The 18,142-nt window shown below is 66.8% G+C and carries 20 protein-coding genes; 9 read left to right on the forward strand and 11 right to left on the reverse strand.

Features of this window, described 5'->3' with window-relative positions:
- Positions 1-3: 3 nt before the first annotated feature.
- Positions 4-1,044, reverse strand: coding sequence for a rod shape-determining protein (locus tag TS85_RS05865; RefSeq protein WP_044330978.1), 1,041 nt, complete (start codon positions 1,042-1,044; stop codon positions 4-6).
- A gap of 149 nt (positions 1,045-1,193) precedes the next feature.
- Here TS85_RS05865 and mutL point away from each other — a divergent pair, with 149 nt between their 5' ends.
- Positions 1,194-2,984 (forward strand): DNA mismatch repair endonuclease MutL, encoded by a 1,791-nt coding sequence (gene mutL, locus TS85_RS05870; protein WP_044330980.1) that lies wholly within the window; start codon positions 1,194-1,196, stop codon positions 2,982-2,984.
- A gap of 234 nt (positions 2,985-3,218) precedes the next feature.
- Positions 3,219-3,755 carry a hypothetical protein gene (locus TS85_RS24015; protein WP_052507781.1) on the forward strand — a complete coding sequence of 179 codons (537 nt, stop codon included), beginning with the start codon at positions 3,219-3,221 and terminating at the stop codon, positions 3,753-3,755.
- A 451-nt stretch (positions 3,756-4,206) separates the two neighbouring features.
- On the opposite strand, the gene map is transcribed toward TS85_RS24015, so the two are convergent.
- From map to TS85_RS05910, 7 genes are all read right to left on the reverse strand, one after another.
- A complete protein-coding gene (map, locus tag TS85_RS05880) occupies positions 4,207-5,034 on the reverse strand; it encodes a type I methionyl aminopeptidase (RefSeq protein WP_044330983.1) in 828 nt (275 codons plus the stop codon).
- Between the two features lie 53 nt (positions 5,035-5,087).
- A complete protein-coding gene (locus tag TS85_RS05885) occupies positions 5,088-5,738 on the reverse strand; it encodes a CAP domain-containing protein (protein ID WP_044330985.1) in 651 nt (216 codons plus the stop codon).
- A 293-nt stretch (positions 5,739-6,031) separates the two neighbouring features.
- The gene (gene rplI / locus TS85_RS05890) at positions 6,032-6,631 is read right to left on the reverse strand and encodes a 50S ribosomal protein L9 (protein WP_044330987.1); all 600 of its coding nucleotides are present in this window, start codon (positions 6,629-6,631) and stop codon (positions 6,032-6,034) included.
- A gap of 12 nt (positions 6,632-6,643) precedes the next feature.
- Complete coding sequence (rpsR, locus tag TS85_RS05895; RefSeq protein WP_010543816.1) at positions 6,644-6,868, reverse strand: 30S ribosomal protein S18; 225 nt, start codon at positions 6,866-6,868, stop codon at positions 6,644-6,646.
- Positions 6,869-6,882: 14 nt separating this feature from the next.
- A complete protein-coding gene (rpsF, locus tag TS85_RS05900; RefSeq protein WP_044330993.1) occupies positions 6,883-7,263 on the reverse strand; it encodes a 30S ribosomal protein S6 in 381 nt (126 codons plus the stop codon).
- 151 nt (positions 7,264-7,414) lie between these two features.
- A complete protein-coding gene (locus TS85_RS24020) occupies positions 7,415-8,353 on the reverse strand; it encodes a hypothetical protein (RefSeq protein ID WP_052507782.1) in 939 nt (312 codons plus the stop codon).
- Between the two features lie 129 nt (positions 8,354-8,482).
- Entirely contained in the window at positions 8,483-8,851 is a 369-nt protein-coding gene (locus TS85_RS05910; protein WP_044330994.1) for an RcnB family protein, read from the reverse strand.
- A gap of 192 nt (positions 8,852-9,043) precedes the next feature.
- Between TS85_RS05910 and fabD the strand changes: the two genes are divergently transcribed.
- The 7 genes from fabD (at position 9,044) to TS85_RS05945 (ending at position 14,428) form a co-directional block, all read left to right on the forward strand.
- Entirely contained in the window at positions 9,044-9,979 is a 936-nt protein-coding gene (fabD, locus tag TS85_RS05915; protein WP_044330997.1) for an ACP S-malonyltransferase, read from the forward strand.
- A 53-nt stretch (positions 9,980-10,032) separates the two neighbouring features.
- Positions 10,033-10,770 carry a 3-oxoacyl-[acyl-carrier-protein] reductase gene (gene fabG / locus TS85_RS05920; protein WP_044330999.1) on the forward strand — a complete coding sequence of 246 codons (738 nt, stop codon included), beginning with the start codon at positions 10,033-10,035 and terminating at the stop codon, positions 10,768-10,770.
- A gap of 29 nt (positions 10,771-10,799) precedes the next feature.
- On the forward strand, positions 10,800-11,333 hold the full coding sequence (locus tag TS85_RS05925; protein ID WP_044331001.1) for a hypothetical protein: 534 nt from the start codon (positions 10,800-10,802) through the stop codon (positions 11,331-11,333).
- A gap of 102 nt (positions 11,334-11,435) precedes the next feature.
- Positions 11,436-11,672 carry an acyl carrier protein gene (locus tag TS85_RS05930; protein ID WP_044331003.1) on the forward strand — a complete coding sequence of 79 codons (237 nt, stop codon included), beginning with the start codon at positions 11,436-11,438 and terminating at the stop codon, positions 11,670-11,672.
- A 120-nt stretch (positions 11,673-11,792) separates the two neighbouring features.
- Entirely contained in the window at positions 11,793-13,052 is a 1,260-nt protein-coding gene (gene fabF, locus TS85_RS05935) for a beta-ketoacyl-ACP synthase II (protein WP_044331005.1), read from the forward strand.
- A 64-nt stretch (positions 13,053-13,116) separates the two neighbouring features.
- Complete coding sequence (mltG, locus tag TS85_RS05940; RefSeq protein WP_407082113.1) at positions 13,117-14,046, forward strand: endolytic transglycosylase MltG; 930 nt, start codon at positions 13,117-13,119, stop codon at positions 14,044-14,046.
- Between the two features lie 94 nt (positions 14,047-14,140).
- Positions 14,141-14,428 (forward strand): GIY-YIG nuclease family protein, encoded by a 288-nt coding sequence (locus TS85_RS05945; RefSeq protein ID WP_044331007.1) that lies wholly within the window; start codon positions 14,141-14,143, stop codon positions 14,426-14,428.
- Between the two features lie 88 nt (positions 14,429-14,516).
- Here TS85_RS05945 and eda read toward each other — a convergent pair whose 3' ends face one another.
- From eda to edd, 3 genes are all read right to left on the reverse strand, one after another.
- Positions 14,517-15,122 carry a bifunctional 4-hydroxy-2-oxoglutarate aldolase/2-dehydro-3-deoxy-phosphogluconate aldolase gene (gene eda, locus TS85_RS05950; RefSeq protein ID WP_155006320.1) on the reverse strand — a complete coding sequence of 202 codons (606 nt, stop codon included), beginning with the start codon at positions 15,120-15,122 and terminating at the stop codon, positions 14,517-14,519.
- Complete coding sequence (gene glk, locus TS85_RS05955; protein ID WP_044331008.1) at positions 15,123-16,097, reverse strand: glucokinase; 975 nt, start codon at positions 16,095-16,097, stop codon at positions 15,123-15,125.
- A 161-nt stretch (positions 16,098-16,258) separates the two neighbouring features.
- Positions 16,259-18,079 carry a phosphogluconate dehydratase gene (gene edd / locus TS85_RS05960; protein WP_044331009.1) on the reverse strand — a complete coding sequence of 607 codons (1,821 nt, stop codon included), beginning with the start codon at positions 18,077-18,079 and terminating at the stop codon, positions 16,259-16,261.
- Positions 18,080-18,142: the final 63 nt, after the last annotated feature.

Raw genomic sequence — 18,142 nt, forward strand, 5'->3', positions numbered from 1 at the left:
GCTTCAGACCTGGATCAAAACGCCGCGGAACACCGGATCCTCCAGCGCCCGCCCGGTGCCGAGCGCGACGCAGGTCAGCGGGTTCTCCGCCACCGTGACCGGGAGCCCGGTCTCGTCGCGCAGCACTTCGTCGATCCCCTGGAGCAGCGCGCCGCCGCCGGTGAGCACGATGCCCTGGTCGACGATGTCCGCCGCCAGTTCGGGCGCGGTGTTCTCCAGTGCGATGCGCACCCCCTCGACGATCGTGCCGACGGGTTCGCTCAGTGCCTCGGCGATCTGGCCCTGGTTGATCTGGATTTCCTTCGGCACGCCGTTGACCAGATCGCGGCCCTTGATGTGGATTGTCTGGCCGATGCCGTCCGCAGGCGGCTTGGCGACGCCGACTTCCTGCTTGATCCGCTCGGCAGTCGCTTCGCCGATCAGCAGGTTATGGTTGCGGCGGACATAGGAGACGATCGATTCGTCCATCTTGTCGCCACCGACGCGGACCGAGGTCGAGTAGGCAAGGCCGCGCAGCGAGAGCACCGCGACTTCGGTGGTGCCGCCGCCAATGTCGACGACCATCGAACCGATCGGCTCGGTCACGGGCATGTCGGCACCGATCGCGGCAGCCATCGGCTCCTCGATCAGCCACACCTGGCTGGCACCCGCATTCGACGCCGCGTCACGGATCGCGCGGCGCTCGACCGAAGTCGAGCCCGAGGGGACGCAGATCACGATCTGGGGCCAGCGCATGAAGCGCCGCTGGCCGTGCACCTTGCGGATGAAGTGCTTGATCATCTCCTCCGCCACGTCGATGTCGGCGATCACGCCGTCGCGCAACGGCCGGATCGCCTCGATGCTGCCGGGGGTCTTGCCCATCATCAGCTTGGCGTCGTCGCCGACCGCCTTGACCCGCTTGACGCCGTTCAGCGTCTCTACCGCCACGACCGACGGTTCGTTGAGGACGACGCCGCGACCGCGGAGGTAGACCACGGTGTTCGCCGTGCCCAGATCGATCGCCATGTCGTGGGACATAAATTTGAAGAAGCGGGAAAATGCCATCGAGAGGTTCCGTCCTACCGGTCGGGCGCCCGCCGCCGGCTGTTCGCACAAAATTCTTACCCTGACCCTTCCGGGACGGACGATAAATCCGGCCTGGTGCCATCGTATGCGGGTCGCGGGATGCCGTCGCTTGGGCTACAGCGATTGCCATGTCAATACGCCGCCTCCCCGAGCATCTTGTCAATCGCATTGCCGCCGGTGAAGTGGTCGAACGCCCCGCCAGCGCGTTGAAGGAACTGGTTGAAAACGCCATCGACGCCGGGGCGACCCGCGTCTCGGTGCGGCTTGCCGCGGGTGGCACCGAACTGGTCGAGGTGATCGACGACGGATGCGGCATGGCGCCCGCCGAAATGGCGCTGGCGCTGGAGCGGCATGCGACGTCGAAGCTGCCCGACGACGCGATCGATCAGGTCACTACGTTGGGTTTTCGGGGCGAAGCGTTGCCCTCGATCGCCAGCGTCGCGCGGCTCACGCTCGAGAGTCGCGCCAGGGGCGGGGCGGACGGCTGGGCGCTGACGATCGACAATGGCGACCGCGTCGCCGAGGGACCCGCCGCGCTCCCCCCGGGCACGCGCGTCCGGGTCGAGCAGTTGTTCGCCCGCGTCCCCGCCCGCCGCAAATTCCTGCGCTCGCCGCGCGCCGAATATGCCGCGTGCCTCGACGTGGTGAAGCGGCTGGCGATGGCGCGTCCCGATATCGGATTCTCGGTCGAGCATGACGGGCGGCGCGTGCTGTCGGTCCAGCCGGGAGAGACGCGGCCCGAGCGGGTGGCGGGGCTCACCGATCGCGACCTGCGCGAGAACAGCGTCGCCATCGATTTCGAGCGCGAGGGGCTGGTGCTGGGCGGAGTCGCCGGGCTGCCGACCTTCAATCGCGGCGTGGCGGACCATCAATATCTGTTCGTGAACGGGCGCCCCGTGAAGGACCGGCTGCTCGCGGGCGCAGTGCGCGGCGCCTATGCCGAGATGCTGGCGCGCGACCGGCACCCGGTGGTGGCGCTGTTCCTCGACGTGCCCGCCGACGCCGTCGACGTGAACGTCCATCCGGCCAAGACCGAAGTGCGCTTCCGCGACCCCGCGCTCGCCCGCGGCCTGATCGTCAGCGGGCTGCGGCGCGCGCTCGACGAAGCCGGGCACCGCAGCGTCCAGCGCCCGAGCGAAGCGGCGCTGGGGATGTGGCAGCAGGAGGGGGCAGGGCCGCCCCCGACCCCGCAGCTATGGGACGCGAGCCCGCGCGCACCCGGCGTGCTTCCCGAAATGACACGCCATTATGGCGGCGTCAGCGATCGCCGCGCCACCTTCCTCGCCCCGCCCCAGGCACGCGCCGAACCGGCCTATGCGGCGGTGCCCGAGACCACCAGCTTCCCGATGGGCGTGGCGCGGGGGCAGGTCGCCAAGACCTATATCGTCGCCGAGGCCGAGGACGGCCTGGTGCTGGTCGACCAGCATGCCGCGCACGAACGGCTGGTGCTCGAGCGGATGCGGCGCGGGGTACTGGGCAATGGCGTGGCGAGCCAGGCGCTGTTGCTGCCCGAAGTGGTCGAGCTGGACGAACCCGCCTGTGACCGGCTGGAGGCGCGGATTCCCGAATTGGCGCAGTTCGGGCTGGAGCTGGAGCGGTTCGGCCCCCAGGCGATGCTGGTCCGCGCGATGCCCGCCGCGTTGGGGCAGGGCGACGTCCACGGCCTCGTCACCGATCTGGCCGACGAACTGGCGAGCTTCGACGAGGCGCTGAGCCTCAAGGAGCGGCTCGACGCAGTGATGGGGACGATGGCGTGCCACGGATCGGTGCGCGCTGGGCGTATCCTGTCGGTCGCGGAGATGAACGCGCTGCTCCGCGAAATGGAGGCGACGCCGCATTCCGGGCAATGCAACCATGGTCGCCCGACCTGGGTGAAGCTGGCGCATGGCGATATCGAGAAGCTGTTCGGGCGGAAGTGAGTGGCTCTACGACAGGGCGCAGGGGGGGCGCCGTGGCTTGAGCGCCGGTGATTGGACGAAGGGCTGCTAGCGCACAAACGCGGTCTTTCCAATCCTCCCCCGCCATGGCAGGGCTATCGCATATGGAGCGGGGGGCTTCTCCCACTTTCCGTCATGCTGAACTTGTTTCAGCATCCAACCCTCCGCCAGCATTGCCGTCGCTTGTTGCGCCATGGATGCTGAAACAAGTTCAGCATGACAGCGGTGATAAAGGGCGTCCGCATCCAAAATGCGATCGCGCCAAGGTCAGTCGTTCATTGTGCGGCGTCGCTTGCCCAGAACCGGGCTTTCGTTCAGCCTCGCGACGACAAATCAGCGGGAGACAGTGTGGCGAAAATAATGATCCGTGATTTGGACAATGGCATCCTCGCATTTGATCTGCGTCACTTACTTCGTGTGCTCGCGCCGCACTCGCTCGCAGCCGTTTGGACGATCTCATCTCCCGACGAATCCCGCTTTGAGGCGACAGGCGCCGGAGGCATCCGCCTTGAGGAGCTTGCTGAGTCATCGTCTGCGATTGGCGGTGACGAGCTTCTCGTCCTTGCCGATGACACCGTGCAGGTGATCTGGGGTAACTTCGTGGGCAAGCTGCCCCAAAATCCACACGAGGAATGGCTCACCATCCGGGCGTTCGATAGTTCGTTTTATGAGGTCGAGTCGTCAGATGAGGCTTCGATTGCCCACGTCGTTTCGCACTTCTGCGACGTCCGGTTTGTAGAGGGCACGCGCTGAAAGCTGCCCGACCGCTCCCCACCAATTCCGGGCACTCGCGGCGAGCTTCGCCCGTACCGTCCGACGCAGCAGCCCCCCTTGCAATCGCGGCGATGTTCGCCATATGTACCAAACTTGTCGCCTTCCGGCGACCGCTCTTTGATTCCGTAAGATACCCCCTCACGCGCACGAAGCGGCGCGCTTCGCGGGCTCGACCCATGTTCCGGCTGGCGGTTCCCGCCAACCCTCCACGAGCCTAAACTTCCTAAACTTCGCATCCCCTCGCCAGCCCGTGGCGAGGCCTGCCGAGAAACGCGCATACGCCTAAACTTCCTAAACTTCGCTCGGTGGCCACCACCCCGGCGCGGTGGTTCTCCACCAACTTCCGCCATCCCTCGCTTCGCGTTTTTTACAGGCTCACCTTGGCCAAACCGGCACCTCTCGCCATCGCGAAGCGGTTCGGGCGGAAGGCTCAACGATAGGGCGGGCGGTCCAGCCCCTTGGGGCTCAGCGTGAAAATCTCGTGCCCCTGTTCGGTAATCCCGATCGAATGCTCGAACTGTGCCGAGAGCGAGCGATCGCGCGTCACTGCGGTCCAGTCGTCGTCGAGGATCTTCACCTCGGGCTTGCCGATGTTGATCATCGGTTCGATCGTGAAGATCATGCCGGGCCGCAATTCGGGGCCGGTGCCGGGGCGGCCATAATGGAGCACGTCGGGCTGGTCGTGATAGACGAGCCCCACGCCGTGCCCGACGAAATCGCGGACCACGGCATAGCGGTGCTTCTCGGCATGGCGCTGGATCGCATGGCCGATATCGCCGAGATGGTTGCCGGGCACCGCCTGCTCGATCCCGCGCATCATGCATTCATAGGTGACATCGACCAGCCGCCGCGCCTTGAGCGGGACGTCGCCGACCAGGAACATGCGGCTGGTATCACCATGCCATCCGTCGACGACCGCGGTCAGATCGATGTTGAGGATATCGCCTTCGCTCAGCGTCTTGGCGCCGGGGATGCCGTGGCAGACGACATGATTGACCGAGATGCAGGTCGCATGGGCATAGCCCTTATAGCCGATGTTGATCGGAATCGCGCCGGCGGCAACGATCGCGTCGCGCACAAAGTCGTCGAGCGCGGCGGTGCTCACTCCCGGCACGACCAGCGGCACGAGCGCGTCGAGCGTCTCCGCGGCGATCCGGCCCGCGCGGCGCATCCCTTCAAATGCGTCCGGCCCGTATAATTTGATCGCGTTGGTGCGCGAGCGCGGCGTGTCCGCAGTGACTTCGGTGTAGAGGGTCATGCCCCCACCTAGATAGATCGCGCCGGTTTTCCAATGCTCTAGGCAAACACGGGCTATCGAGGAGCAGCGGGGAGCACCGGCTGTCCGTTCACCGTCGCGCTGAAATCGACCACGCACATATAGCGATAGCCGCGGTGCGGCCCGCAGCCGACTCCGGCGAAGCGATAGCCGGGCTGGAACACCAGCGCGCGGTGCCCCCGCCCGCGCACGCCGTCGTCGATAATGAGCTGTCGCACCACCATGTCGGGATCGGCAAAGCCATAGGCGATGCCCTCGCCGACATAGATGCCGCCGCCGCGCCGCCGCATCCGCTCGCCGGGCGTGCTGCCTGCTGCCGAGGCGTGGCCCACGGCGCCGGTTTCGCCCTGCGCATCGGCATGGTCGCGCGCCGCCAGCGTCAGCAGATCGGCCCGTGTCAGCGGCGGCAGCGGCGGCTGGCGCTCGAGAAAGGCGATCGCCTCGTCCACCGCACTGCGTCCCTCGATCGTCGCGACGTCATGCTCCTCGCCGGGCAGGCGGACGATGCGCCCGTCGAACCAGCGCGCATAGTCGCGCAGTTGCTCGGCATAGGCCCGCGGCTGGGTGCGCGCGAAGTTGATCCGGTCGAGAACGGCCCGCTCGATATCGGCGCGATCGGCGGTGGCGGCGGCGAGCAGCGGCGTGCAGCCCAGCAAGGCTGCGATGGCGATCCGGCATATGTGCATGGCAAGAGCTCCCCGCCGCTTCGCTATAGCGCGCACCTGAACCGCCGCCGAACCGCAGCGTCGCGCCCGCGCAACCTAAGCCCGATTGCCTCGTTTAACCGACGAACCCCACGCACAAGGCCGCTCCCCCATGACCAAGTTCTTCCCCGTCGTGATGGCGTTGATCCCGCTTGCCGCAATGATCGGCGCCTGCGTGACCTGCCCCTGAAGGCCGTCCGCCCGGCAACCCCAAACGAAAAGCGCCGCCGCAGTCTCCTGCGGCGGCGCTTTCGCATTCGGGTCGGCGAAGGGGTTTAGCCCTGCGCTTCGTCCTCGGCGGGAGCGGACTGGACCTCGGCGGTCGCGCCCGGCTCGGCGTTCGGATCGTAATCCTCGATGAAGCCGGCTTCGTCCTTCTCGAACATCGCGGACATCACGTCGACGCCCTGCGACTGCATCTCGGCCTCTTCCGGCGAGCGAGCGACGTTGACCTTGACGGTCACCGACACTTCGGGGTGCAGCGCGACGCGGACTTCGTACACGCCGATCGCCTTGATCGGACGGTCGAGCACGACCTGCGCCTTGGTCACCTTGTGGCCGTCGGCGACGAGCGCATCGACCAGGTCGCGCGCGGCGACCGAGCCATAGAGCTGGCCGGTGTTCGACGCCTGGCGGATCAGCGTGACCGCTGCGTCCTTGAAGCTGTCGGCATCCTTTTCGGCGACCGAACGACGCGCCGCATTGTCCGATTCGATCCGCGCGCGGTTCGCTTCGAAGACCTTGCGGTTGGCTGCGTTCGAACGCAGCGCCTTCTTGTTGGGAAGGAGGAAGTTGCGGGCGAACCCGTCCTTCACCTTCACGACATCGCCAATGGCGCCGAGCTTCTCGACGCGCTCAAGCAGAATGACTTCCATGTCCCGCGCTCCTTACTTGACGATGTAGGGCAGCAGGCCCAGGTGACGGGCGCGCTTGATGGCCTGGGCCAGTTCGCGCTGCTTCTTCGCGCTCACCGAAGTGATACGCGACGGGACGATCTTGCCGCGCTCCGAGACGAAGCCCTGGAGCAGCCGGACGTCCTTATAGTCGATCCGGGGAGCATCCTTCGCGGAGAAGGGGCAGCTCTTGCGACGGCGGAAAAAGGGGCGTGCCATGTCTCGATAACTCCTTATTCGCCGCCGAAGCCGGCATCGTCGCGATCACGACGGCCGCGACGCTCGCGGTCGGCGCCCTTGCGCATCATCACGGTCGGACCTTCTTCCAGCGTATCGACCTTGACGGTCATGTAGCGGATGACGTCTTCGTTGATCTGCGTCTGGCGCTCCAACTCGGCGACCACGCCTGCGGGCGCGTCGATTTCGAGCATCACGTAATGCGCCTTGCGGTTCTTCGCGATGCGATAGGCGAGGCTGCGAAGACCCCAGGTCTCGGTCTTTACGACCTTGCCGTTATTGTCTTCGACGATCTTGGTGGCGGTTTCCGCCAGTGCGTCCACTTGCGCCTGTGCCAGGTCCTGGCGCGCAAGGAACACGTGCTCGTACAGAGCCATGCGTTTCTTCTCACTGTTGGCCGATCGCTGACGCCGCACCCTGCGGACGCCCCTCCGGCTGTCGTCTTCCAATGCAACACGAGCGGAAAGCCAAAGCCTCCGCTCGCGAAGTGAGGGCCTATAGCGAAACCCCGGGCGATTGGCAAGCCGGTCAGGGTGCCTTTGCCGGCTCGGCGGCGCGCAGGTCGGTGATGACGCGCCCGTCCGCAGTGAACCAGCCCTCGGGATCGTCCTCGCTCGCGATGTCGAACGGCAGCGGCTCGCGAATCGGGCCGCAGCTACGGCGCGGCGTCGCGACGCACTCCACATCGCGCCCCCGGAAGCGCACCATTACCCAGCCAGTGCCCCCGCCCGCCAGCGGATATTCGCTGCGCAGGTCGTACTGCCGGTTCTTCTTGAACTTGCGCGGCCATTCGGGCGGGCCGAAGCGATCGCCGGGGATGCCTGCGGGGGTCCAGGAAAAGGATTCCAGCTCGGCCGCGGCGAAGAACTTCTCTTCCGGGGTGCCCGAGCGCAGCTTCGAGTCGAGCGTGCGCAGCCGTTGGTCGCGGCGGCTGGCTTCCCAACGCTGCTGCCGAATCCAGCCCAGGTCGCGCATATGCATCGCGAGCGTGTTGAAATGGACGTCGAACGCATTGGGAATGCCCGCATCGGTCGAGATATCGCCGACAAACTCCTTCGAGCCGCAGATCCCGGTCCAGCGGCTGCCGTCGGCCTGGAACAGCTCGCAACTGCCGTCGCCTTTGCGCCGTCCGGTCAGCGAACCGATCTTCAACCCCTCCGGACCGCGAAACCCGTCCACGGCGTAGAAAAAGCCGATCACGCGCTCGCCATGAAATTCGAGCACGATCTTCACGCCGCCGCCCACCGTCGCCTTGCGGCAGCGATTGTCGCGATAGGGGCAGGGGATGTCGCGCGCGCCGGCAGGTTGCGACGCGAGCACCGAAGAAATGCCGGTGTAATTGCCGAAATAGGCGACCTTGCCTTCAAAATCCGGCGCCAGTGCGCTTGGCTCGGGGTCGGGCGCGGCATGGCTGGCCGACGGCGCAAGTGCCAGTGCGAGCGCGGCTAACAGGATCGCGCGGATCATCAGTCGGTTCCTCCGGGTCGGTCGCGTTAACTATAATCCTTAACGCATGCGAAACGAAGAATCGAATCCGCAAACGCAAACGGCGGAGCCTAAGCCCCGCCGCGCGTCGTTTCGTTGTATTGAAGCGTGTTACCGGATCATGTTCGCGAACACTGCGGAGATGATCCCGCTCGTGACGCCGACCAGCACCGCGTCATTGCCCGACTGGACATAGCGATAGCCGCGCGGCGGCGCCTTCAGGCCGCGATACTTGCGATAATCGATCTGGCGATAGTTGCGCGCCTGGCGGCTGTCGAAACGCTCGCCGCGCTTCCAGTTGCGATACTGGTTCTGCTGCGGTCCGCGCTGCACCGTGCGCTGCTTGACGACGGTGGTGCCGTTGGGGCGCTGCTTGACCACGGTCCGCTGGGTTTCCTGCCGCTGCTGCTGCGGCGCGGCGGCGAGCGCGGGGGTGGCGACCAGCGTTGCGGCGACAATGCCCAGGATGAACTTCTTCATGACGATACTCCTCGTTTCGTAAAACCGAACGCCGTCTCTGGCGTTGAACCCTAATTAGGGGCCCGATGTCGCAGCCATATGCCGTACGCGACCCTGAATGGTCGCAAAGTGTCGCACGCGGGTCGGGCTTGCATCCGGTGGTGCGATGGTCCTAACGCGCGGCCCCACATTAGGGTGCGTCGAGGAGAGCATATGCGCGCGTTCATCTTTCCCGGTCAGGGAAGCCAGGCCGTCGGCATGGGCAGCGCGCTGGCCGCGGCGAGCCCGCATGCCCGCGAAGTCTTTCAGGAAGTCGACGAGGCGCTGGGGCAGAGCCTGTCCAAGCTCATGGCGGAAGGGCCGGAGGACCAGCTGATGCTGACCGCCAATGCCCAGCCGGCGATCATGGCGAATGCGATTGCGGTGCTGCGCGTGCTGGAGCGCGAGGGCGGCATCCGGCTGGCCGAGGTCGCCGATTTCGTCGCCGGGCACAGCCTGGGCGAATATACCGCGCTATGCGCAGCGGGCAGCCTCGACCTGAGCACCACGGCGCGGCTGTTGCGGATTCGCGGCGAGGCGATGCAGGCGGCGGTGCCGGTGGGGATCGGCGCGATGGCCGCGCTGCTCGGCGCCGACCTGACCAAGGCGCAGGCCATTGCGGATGCGGCGGCCGAGGGGCAGGTGTGCACCGTCGCCAACGACAATGATCCGACGCAGGTCGTGATTTCGGGCCACCGCGAGGCGATCGAGCGCGCCATCGCCATCGCCAAGGATCATGGCGCCAAGCGCGGGATTTTGCTGCCGGTCTCGGCGCCGTTCCACTGCCCACTGATGCAGCCTGCCGCCGAGGCGATGGCGGAAGCGCTGGCCGCCGTCGCGATCCAAGCGCCGTTGGTCCCGCTCTACGCCAACGTCACCGCCGCGCCCGTCGCCGACCCGGACACGATCCGCACGCTGCTGGTCGAGCAGGTGACGGGCATGGTCCGCTGGCGCGAATCGGTGCTGGCGATGCATGCCGCCGGCGTGGAGAGCTTCGTCGAGCTGGGCGGCAAGGTGCTCGGCGGCATGGTCAAGCGCATCGCCCCGGACGCGGCACCGGTCAGCGTGGTCTCGATGGATGATATCGAGGGGCTGCTGAAGGGGCTTTGATTTTTTCACGCGAAGGCGCGAACCCCTAACTTCTTTTTCTACTGGAGATTTCCATGTTCGACCTCACAGGCATGACCGCCCTCGTCACCGGCGCTTCGGGCGGGATCGGTTCGGCGATTGCGAAGGCGCTCGCGGCGCAGGGGGCGCGGCTGGCGGTTTCGGGGTCCAATGCTGAGAAGCTGGAGGCGTTTCGCGCCGAGTTGGGTGGCGAGACGGTCGCGCTGCCGTGCAATCTCTCGGACGGCGCCGCAGTCGATTCGCTGGTGCCTCAGGCCGTCGCCGCGCTCGGCAAGCTGGATATCCTCGTCAACAATGCCGGTGTCACCCGCGACAACCTCGCGATGCGGATGAAGGATGAGGAGTGGGACGCGGTGATCCGCGTCAACCTCGAGGCCGCCTTCCGGCTGATGCGCGCTGCTGCCAAGCCGATGATGAAGGCGCGGTTCGGGCGGATGATCTCGATCACCTCGGTCGTCGGTGCGACCGGCAATCCGGGCCAGGCCAATTATGCCGCGTCGAAGGCGGGGCTGGTCGGCATGTCCAAGGCGATGGCGCAGGAGCTCGCCAGCCGCAACATCACGGTGAACTGCGTCGCCCCGGGCTTCATCCGCTCGGCGATGACCGACGTGCTGCCCGAGGCGCAGAAGACCGCGCTGCTGACGCGAATCCCCGCGGGCGACCTGGGCAGCGGCGACGATATCGGTGCGGCGGTAGTGTATCTCGCCAGCCGCGAAGCCGGCTATGTCACCGGCCAGACCTTGCATGTGAACGGCGGGATGGCGATGCTGTGATCTGGCCCTGGGGGCAGGAGTCTCAGCATATGCATATCCTTCCGATCGCCGCACTCGCCCTTGCGGCGACAGCGCTCCCGGCGCACGCCGCCGACCTCGCGACGCTCGATTGCGTCGTGAGCAAGCTCGATGCGGCGGCACGTTCCCAAATCGAAGCCGATGTCGTGCGCAACATGGCCGAAACCGGCAAGCGCCCGACCTATGCGCCCGCCGTCAAGACCGCGCTCAAGGAAGCCGCCACGGCCTGCGCGACCGAGCATCAATGGAGCAACCCTGCTGCCGGGGCTGCCGCCATCTATGCCCTCGCCAAGGTTGGCCTGCCGATCGCGCAGCGGGTGGTGGGCGAGCGTGGCTTCGACGCCGCCGCGCTGGAGGACCAGTTCCAGGCGCTGCCCGAGGAAACGCGCAACCGCGTGCTGACCGCGGAGGAGAACCAGGCGCTGGTGCGCGGCGCAGTCACCGAGGAAGCCCAGCAGACGCGCGAGAACGCCGAACTGCTCAACGAATATTTTGCGTTCCTGAGCACCGTCCAATATGCTGCGCAGGAATTTTCGCAGGGGTGATGCCCCGAGCGCGGCGTGCGTCGCGCCCTCTTGCAACGGCACCCCCGGCATTCTAGGTGCGTTGATCAAATCGAGCCCCAGTCACAAAGGAAAACAGGGACCATGTCAGAGATTGAGAGCAAGGTCGTGTCGCTGGTCGTCGACCACCTCGGCGTCGACCAGAAGGACGTCACGCTGGAGGCGAGCTTCATCGACGACCTCGGCGCGGACAGCCTCGACATCGTCGAGCTGGTCATGGCGTTCGAGGAAGAATTCGGCGTCGAGATCCCCGACGAAGCCGCGGAAAAGATCGGGACGGTCCGCGACGCCGTCGACTATATCACGGCCAACAAGGCCTGACGGCAGCCGGCGGAACCCGCCTGGACGGGACCGGTACGGTAATCAACGGCTTCCCGTCCCCGGGTATATCAGGAGGGACGGGGAGCCGTTCTGTTTTTTGAGAATGACGGAGAGAACGCCATGCGCCGTGTAGTGGTCACCGGCCTTGGGCTCGTCACCCCCCTGGGTGCCGATGTCGAGACTGCCTGGAGGAACATCCTCGCCGCCAAGTCCGGCGCGGGGGTTATCCAGCGATTCGATGCGACCGAATTTCACACCAACTATGCGTGTGAAGTGAAGCCGGCGGGGCATGAATATGGCTTCGACCCGAATCTGCGCGTCGACCACAAGGTCCAGCGCCAGGTCGATCCCTTCATCATCTTCGGCATCGATGCGGCCGGACAGGCGATCGAGGACGCCGGCTTGCTCGACATGACCGACGAGCAGCGCTTTCGCGCAGGCTGTTCGATCGGCGCGGGCATTGGCGGTCTGCCGGGAATCGAGAGCGAATCGCTCGTCCTCGCCGCCAAGGGGCCGAAGCGGGTTTCGCCGCATTTCGTCCATGGCCGGCTGATCAACCTGATCTCGGGCCAGGTTTCGATCAAATACGGGCTGATGGGGCCGAATCACGCCGTCGTCACGGCGTGCTCGACCGGCGCGCATTCGATCGGCGACGCCGCGCGGATGATCGCGATGGACGATGCCGACGTCATGCTGGCGGGCGGCGCCGAGGGCGCGATCTGCCCGATCGGCATCGCCGGCTTCGGCCAGGCGCGCGCGCTGTCGACCAATTTCCGCGATGAGCCGTGGCGGGGCAGCCGCCCCTGGGACCAGGACCGCGATGGCTTCGTCATGGGCGAGGGCGCGGGCGTTGTGGTGCTCGAGGAATATGAGCACGCCAAGGCGCGCGGCGCGAAAATTTACGCCGAAGTCATCGGTTATGGCCTGTCGGGCGACGCCTATCACGTGACGGCGCCGCACCCCGAGGGTTCGGGCGCGTTCCGTTCGATGCAGATGGCGATGCGCAAGTCGGGCCTCGCGCTGTCGGACATCGATTATATCAACGCGCATGGCACTTCGACGCCGATGGGCGACGAACTGGAACTGGGCGCGGTCCGCCGGCTGTTCGGAAGCGACCTGGACGGCGTGTCGATGAGCTCGACCAAGTCGGCGATCGGGCATCTGCTGGGCGGCGCGGGCGCAGTCGAGAGCATCTTCTGCATCCTCGCGCTGCGCGACCAGATCGTGCCGCCGACGCTCAACCTCGACAATCCGAGCGAGAATTGCGCGGGCGTCGACCTGGTCCCGCACAAGGCCAAGGAGCGCAAGGTCAAGGCCGTGCTCAACAATTCGTTCGGCTTTGGCGGCACCAATGCCAGCCTGGTGATGCGCGCTGTCTGAAGACCCGCCCCGGCGCGGTCCGCGCCGGCGGGCCGGTGGCTGCGCGATCCTGATCGCTGTTCTGGTGGTGATCGCGCTCGGGCTGGGGGTGCTCCAATATTGGGGCGGCCCCGGCCCGGCGCGCAGCAATGTTTCGGTGGAAGTGCCCGACGGCGCGACGCTGACCCGCGCCGCGGCCGAGCTGGAAAAGGCCGGCGCGATCCGCTCCGCGCGCCCATTCGTGCTGCTGGCGCGCGTGCTGGGCGGCGGCGAGGCGATCAAGGCGGGCGAATATCGCATCCCCGCGCGGCTGAGCGAGGCCGACATCCTCAAGCTGCTCCAGGGCGGGCGCACGCTCCAGCGTTTCGTGACGATCCCGGAGGGTACGCCCTCCATCCTGGTCTATGAGACGCTGATGAAGGCGCCGCAGCTCAGCGGGACGATCGCGGTGCCCGAGGAGGGCAGCGTGCTGCCCGACAGCTATGCCTATAATCGCGGCGACACGCGGCAGGCGATGCTGGAGCGGATGCAGAAGGCGATGACCGACTATCTCGCCAAGGCATGGGAAGCGCGCAAGCCCGGCATCGCCGTGAAGACCCCGCAGGAAGCGCTGATCCTCGCCTCGATCGTCGAGAAGGAGACCGGCAAGCCGGAGGAGCGCCGGACGGTCGCCGCGGTCTATTCGAACCGGCTGCGGCAGAATATGATGCTCCAGGCCGACCCGACGATCATCTATCCGATCACCAAGGGCAAGCCGCTGGGCCGCCGCATCCTCCAGTCCGAAGTGCGCGCGGTGAATGCCTATAACACCTATGCGATGACCGGCCTGCCCGCCGGGCCGATCGCCAATCCGGGGCGGGCGAGCATCGACGCAGTGCTCGACCCGGCGCAATCGACCGCGCTCTATTTCGTCGCGGACGGCAGCGGCGGGCACGTGTTCGCCGACACGCTGGAACAGCATAATGCGAACGTGCAGAAATGGTACGCGCTGCGGCGGGCTAGGGGTGAGATGTAGGCTTAATCGCCTGAGGTCCCGGCTTTCGCCGGGATGACGGGCGGGGGGCGTCATCCCGGCGAAAGCCGGGACCTCAGGAGAGGAAGGACCGCACTTGCCCGGCTGGACCTACATCATGACCAACAAGCCGCGCGGGGTGCTCTACATCGGCGTCACCGCGGCGCTCAACCAGCGCGTGCAGCAGCATCGCGAGGGCAAGGGCTCCAGCTTCTGCGCCCGGTACAATCTCACCCGGCTCGTACTCGCCGAGCCGCATGACTCGATCGACGACGCGATTGTTCGTGAGAAGCGGCTCAAGGAGTGGCGGCGCGCGTGGAAGATCGCGCTGATCGAGGAGACCAATCCGGAGTGGCGGGATTTGTTTGGGGAGGTTTGGGAGTAGAGTCGCCTGAGGTCCCGGCTTTCGCCGGGATGACGCATCCACAAACCGTCATCCCGGCGAAAGCCGGGACCTCAGGCAAGGAAGGACTTTACGCCCCCAGCCCAGCCGCAGCCCGAGCCTTCGCCTCCACCTCGTCCATCGACCCCGTAGCGATCCAGCTTCCGCCAACGCACAGCACCGGCCCGAAGCTCAGCCACTCCGGCGCGCTCGCCAGCGTGATGCCGCCGGTGGGGCAGAATTTCGCCTGGTAGAAGGGCGCGGCGAGGGCCTTGAGCGCCTTCAACCCGCCCGAGGTCTCGGCGGGGAAGAATTTGAAATATTCGAGGCCCAGGTCGAGCCCGCGCATGATGTCGCCCGCGGTCGCGGTGCCGGGGAGGAACGGGACGCCGCTGGCGATGATCGGGTCGGCCAGCCGCTCGGTCAGCCCCGGCGAGACGATGAACTCGGCGCCGGCGTCCATCACCTGCTTGAACTGCGCGCCGTTGACGACGGTGCCCGCGCCGACGATCGCGCCGGGGACCTTCTGCATCTCGGCCATCGCCTCCAGCGCGGCGCCGGTGCGCATCGTGACTTCGAGCACACGCAGGCCGCCCTTGACCAGCGCCTCGGCCAGCGGGCGCGCGGTGGCGGCGTCCTCGATCACCAGCACGGGGATCACCGGGCTGGTGCGCATGATCGTCTCGATGGTCGTCACTTAGGCCTCCTGGGCATGTTCCTGCGCGAACGCGGCGGCGGCGCCATAGAGCCCCGGCTGCGGATGCGTGATGAGCTTGACGGGAATCGATGCCATCAGGTTCCGGAACCGGCCCTTGGCAACGAAACGCTCGCCAAATCCCGATTGCAGCAGATGGTCCTTCAAGCGCAACCCCAGACCGCCGGCAATCACCACGCCGGTGGGCCCATGGGTCAGCGCCAGGTCGCCCGCGATCGCGCCGAGGCTGAGGCAGAACCGGTCCATCGCCGCGACGGCGAGGCTGTCGGTGCCCTCCAGCGCGAGCTGCCACACCTGCTTGTCGTCCAGCCGCGGGATGGCGCGCTTCTCAAGCTCGGCCAGCGTCTCATAGATCGCGACGATCGCCGGACCCGCGGCGATCCGCTCGGTCGAGACGCGGTTGAACGTCTTGCGCAGCCGCCGGACGAATGCGTCCTCGATCGGATCAAGCGGCGCGAAATCGACATGCCCGCCCTCGGTCGCGATGATGTCATAGCCGTGGCGGTGGCGGAAAACCTGCGCGACGCCCAGCCCGGTGCCGGGGCCGCAGACGGTGATCGACCCGCGATCCGGCAGCGGCGTGTCGGGCCCGCACAGATGGACGAAGGAATCTTCCTCAAGCTGGGCGACGGCATGGCCGATCGCCGCGAAATCATTGACGAGCGTCCAGGTATCGGCGCCCAGCCGCTGCGGGATCAGTGGCGGGCGGATGATCCAGGGGTTGTTGGTCAGCTTGATCAGCTCGCCGTTGATCGGCGACGCCAGCGCGATCGCCGCCGCGCGCGGCAGCGGCCGGTCGAGCGACGCGCCGAACGCCTGCCAGGCGAGCTGGAGGCTCGGATGGTCGGCGACCTTCTGGGTCATGGGCTCGGCCATCGAAACGACGCGGCCCTTGGCCACTTCCGCAATTGCGAAGCGAGCGTGGGTTCCGCCGATGTCGACTGCGACAACTTCCATGCGTTCTACGTGTCCTCTCCCGCCGGGCTGGCTGTCAACGCTGACAGTCCGGCCCCGCTCTTCTTCCCGCCCAACGCGGCGTTGTAAAGGACCCACTGCCGGTCCTGCGGCGAAACCTGCCGCAAACGCTTTGCAATCCGTCCCGCCGCGACCGGCGGCGGTTACAGCCCCGCTTCGGCCAGCATCGCCGATCCGCCGAGTTCGGCTTCGCTGGCATGGTTGCGCAGCATCGCGAACAGCTCGCGCCCGGTGCCGATCGCCGCGGGTGGCGCCACGGCGAGGTCGCGTGCGGCCCATTCGGCGGGGTCGACCAGTGCCTCCAGCACCCCGGCCTCGGCATCGAGCCGGACGATATCGCCGTCGCGCAGCTTGCCGATCGGGCCGCCGCCCAGCGCCTCGGGCGAGAGATGGATCGCCGCGGGCACCTTGCCGCTGGCCCCCGACATCCGCCCATCGGTGACGAGCGCGACGCGGAAGCCCTTGTTCTGGAGCACGCCCAGCGGCGGGGTCAGCTTGTGCAATTCGGGCATGCCGTTGGCGCGCGGCCCCTGGAACCGCACGACGACCACGACGTCGCGGTCGAGCTCACCCGCCTTGAATGCGTCCTGCACCGCCTGCTGGTCCGAAAACACGCGCGCGGGCGCTTCGATCACCCAGCGATCGGGGTCGACCGCGGACACCTTGATGCACGCGCGGCCCATATTGCCATGGACCATGCGGAAGCCGCCTTCGGGCGAGAAGGGGTTGGCGACGGTGCGGACGATGCTGTCGTCGCCGCTCTGTTCGGGATGGTCGTGCCACACCAGCGCGTCGCCCTCGATCGCCGGCTTGCGGCCATAGGCGGCCATACCTTCCTTGGCGAAGGTCAGCGTGTCGCCGTGCATCAGCCCGGCGCCGAGCAATTCGCGGATCACGAAGCCGGGGCCGCCGGCATCCTCGAACCCGTTCACGTCCGCCGATCCGTTCGGATAGACGCGGGTGAGCAGCGGCACGGCGCGCGACAGCCGGTCGAAATCCTCCCAGTCGATGATGATCCCAGCCGACCGCGCGATCGCGGGCAAGTGGATCAAATGGTTGGTCGATCCGCCCGTCGACAGCAACGCGATCGCGGCATTCACCACCGCGCGCTCGTCGACGATATGCCCGATCGGGCGGTAATCGTCGCCGTTCCAGCCGATCTCGGTCAGCCGGTGGACCGCGGTGCGCGTCAGCTCCTGGCGCAGCTTGGTCCCCGGATTGGCGAAGGCGGCACCGGGGACGTGGAGGCCCATCGCCTCCATCATCATCTGGTTCGAATTGGCGGTGCCGTAGAAGGTGCAGGTGCCCTTGCCGTGATAGGCGGCGATCTCGGCCTCGAGCAGTTCCTCGCGGCTCGCCTTGCCCTCGGCATAGCGTTCGCGAACCGCGGCTTTTTCCTTGTTGGGCAGGCCGGAGCGCATCGGCCCGCCGGGCACCAGCACCATCGGCAGATGGCCGAAACGCAGCGCGCCCATCAGCAGCCCCGGCACGATCTTGTCGCAAATGCCGAGCAGCGCCGCGCCTTCGAACACGCGGTGGCTGAGCGAGACGGCGGTGGACAGCGCGATCGTGTCGCGGCTGAACAGCGACAGCTCCATCCCCTGGTATCCCTGTGTCACGCCGTCGCACATCGCGGGGACGCCGCCCGCCACCTGTGCCGTCGCGCCGACTTCGAGCGCCCAGACCTTCATCTGCTCGGGGTAGCGATAATAGGTCGCGTGCGCCGACAGCATGTCGTTGTACGCGGTGACGATGCCGATGTTCATCGCGCGCCCGTCCTTCATCCGGTCACGCTGCTCGTCGGTGCCGGCATAGGCATGCGCCAGATTGGCGCAGCCCAGCTTGGGCCGGTCGTTGCCCGATTCCAGCTCGCGACGGATCAGGTCGAGATAGGCGGCGCGGCGCGCCTTCGACCGTTCGAGGATGCGATCGGTGACGGCGGCGATTTCGGGATGCAGGGCCATGTCTTTAACTCTTGTAGCGGTGGCGACCCTCACCTTTCCGACGCGATGGGAAGGATGAGGGTG

The sequence above is a fragment of the Sphingomonas hengshuiensis genome (assembly GCF_000935025.1).
Lineage (GTDB): Bacteria > Pseudomonadota > Alphaproteobacteria > Sphingomonadales > Sphingomonadaceae > Sphingomonas > Sphingomonas hengshuiensis.